The organism is Chamaesiphon polymorphus CCALA 037 (assembly GCF_003003845.1).
Classification (GTDB): Bacteria; Cyanobacteriota; Cyanobacteriia; order Cyanobacteriales; family Chamaesiphonaceae; genus Chamaesiphon; species Chamaesiphon polymorphus.
The window spans coordinates 1-2,505 of the sequence record NZ_PVWO01000673.1 but is presented as its reverse complement, the minus strand read 5'-3'; the positions used below and the strand labels follow the sequence as shown (position 1 = coordinate 2,505).

Genomic DNA, 2,505 nt, shown 5'->3' with positions numbered 1-2,505 from the left:
AGCGCGGCCCTTGATTTTGGGGACGCAGGGTTGGTAATTTTTGACCGAGATGACTGGTTTGATTGAGCGATTCTAACTGCACGCGGTCGCCCCAATCGCCGCTAAAATTCAGGACGGAGATGCCGCAATTCGACTGCTGGATGCTGTGATACAGTTCCGGCTTGATGCCCAATGCCGTACTAATTAAAGCGCGATTGATGCCGTTATGCGCCACGATTAAGATCGTTTGTCCTTGATGCTGCGGCAGGATTGATTGCCAAAAGTTCGTGGCTTGCTCGTACAACGCCAAAACGGGGAAGAACTCGCGCTCGCTGCCATCAGCTTGCGGCAAAGTCATTTTTAACTGGTGGGGACGTTGTTTCCAAGCTTGATATTGCTCGGCATATTTCTCACGCACTTCCTGATTGAACAGGGTTTCCCACAATGGCAGATCGATTTCTAATAATCGATCGTCAGTCTGAAGTCGATCGATTTGTCCTAACCCAGTCAGCACGGTGGTTGCTGTCTGCTGCGCGCGTTGCAGGGGACTACAGTAAACCTTGTCAAATTTTAAGCCCTGAAATGCTTCGCTGGTAAGCCTAGCATCTTCGACACCCCGATCGGTCAGAATCGATAAATCGCTGCGCCCTTGAATGCGTCCTTGGCTATTATAGCTACTCTGTCCGTGTCGTAAAATGATAACTCGCGTACTCAAAGGTCTTGTCCTCTACTAGCTGACTAATTTTATCAGGATTTGAGGACTTAGCGGATGCGCGATCGTCGGGTTTCCCGACAGTTTAGCGAGACAGGACAAGACAGCACAACCTTGCAGGATTGGCAGGATGAGGTTGTCGGTACTATCCACTATCGACTACATAGAATCCCAAGCCTAAAGCCTAAAACCCAAAGCCTAAAGCCTAAAACCTAAAACCTAAAGCCTAAAGCCTAAAGCCTAAAGCCTAAAGCCTAAAACCTAAAGCCTAAAGCCTTTGACGTAACGATTCCGATGATGTACATTGTGTATTGCTTTAAAACAGTGTAGATCGGGCTAAACTAGTAGCTAGTTAACCGAATAAGCTAAAATTAATACCGTTGCAGATGCCCTACTATTGCGCCATCTCGGAGTTTAGAGCAATAGTCAACCGATCGCTACCGATCGAGTATTTTTCCCGATCGACACTTTCAGTTCATATCTTAATTATTTCTTTGTTTTTATCGAGCCTTGTGCTTAGATCGATTCCCCACAGTAGCGTCAGCTTCGCAAATGTCTAATTTGACCTCAACTATCGGTGGTTGTTACACTCTCCATACCTTTGAGACCTTACATGGTTTGTGGCAACAAATGGCACAGACGATCGAATCTTCCGTCTGCTGTGTTAGCAATGCCGATTTGCCCGATAGCTACGCTGTCCTATCGGATCGGAGTAGCTTGGCGAGTAATGAAATACCCGATCTGAGGGGAGATTTACTGGAGAATTTACCCCGGTTTTTACTGCTTTGCTCCGAGCGGTTTCAAGCTTTACTCATTGGCACCATAGTATGTGAGTCGGAACTAGAGCAGATCGAGATCGAGATTACTTTTTCAGCGACTGCGATCGAGCGGTTTTTCAGGCCGTTAATTCCAAATATCCCTGCAATATTACCATTTATTGGCGAGCCGAACTTTGTCAACGATCGCTATCTCGAAAACCATTTTGCCCAAATGAGTGCGAGTGTATTGGCAATTGCTGACAGCCAGAAATCCGCCCGCGTTGCTCTATCTCCAGATTTATACTTAGTGACATCGCTAGCAACCGATCGACAAGCATCAGCCAGTATGGCATTCGATCGGCGCGAGATCGAACTACAACAACAAATAGCGCAAGCTAATTTACTCGATCGGGTTATCACCCAAATTCATCAAACATTCGATCTGGCTGCTACGCTGCAATCGGCAGTCGAACAGGTACAAACATTTTTACATGCAGATCGCTTAATTATCTATCAGTTTGAATTCGATAAGAAAGCTAATTCTAAAGATTTTGATGCAGCTTGCAGTGCCGGAAGAGTTGCCTACGAGTCGATTGGAGCTGCCAATCTTCAGTCGGTTTTAAATGTTTCCGAACGAGAAAATTGCTTCGACGATCGGCAATTATGGCAAAAGTATCGAGATGGCATGACTAAAGCGATCGATAATGTCGATCGAGAATATGCTGCCGATCGATGTATGTTGGATTTGATGGAGCGATCGCAAATCAAATCTAAATTAGTCGTACCGATTGTCGTTAATACCCAATTGTGGGGTTTATTAATCGCGCATCAATGCCACTCTTCACGGCACTGGCAAGTCCGAGAAACGCAATTTCTCCAAAAGGTAGCCGAACATTTAGCCTTAGCGATCGATCGCGCAGAGTTATATGCAGCGAGTCTGTGGCATAGCCAAAATCTCGAACGGCGAGTTAACGAACGCACTAGTACTGAGCGGCACAAATAACCATATGATTAGAAGAGAGCTTTTTGAGAATAAAGTAATATAGCATATGCCAA

At 45.7% G+C, this 2,505-nt stretch carries 2 protein-coding genes; one reads left to right on the top strand and one right to left on the bottom strand.

Annotated features, from left to right (window positions below; all coding sequences use genetic code 11):
• On the bottom strand, positions 1 to 694 hold a 694-nt coding region (locus C7B77_RS28105; protein WP_146138578.1), incomplete at its 3' end, for a histidine phosphatase family protein.
• Positions 695 to 1,243: 549 nt separating this feature from the next.
• Here C7B77_RS28105 and C7B77_RS28100 point away from each other — a divergent pair.
• Positions 1,244 to 2,452: a GAF domain-containing protein gene (locus C7B77_RS28100; RefSeq protein WP_106312842.1), complete on the top strand. Its 1,209-nt coding sequence runs from the start codon at positions 1,244 to 1,246 to the stop codon at positions 2,450 to 2,452.
• Positions 2,453 to 2,505: the final 53 nt, after the last annotated feature.

What these genes read in the sequence shown, in the direction of transcription:
- C7B77_RS28100 (WP_106312842.1), top strand. Translation starts at nt 1,244, where the DNA reads ATGTCTAATTTGACCTCAACTATCGGTGGTTGTTACACTCTCCATACC.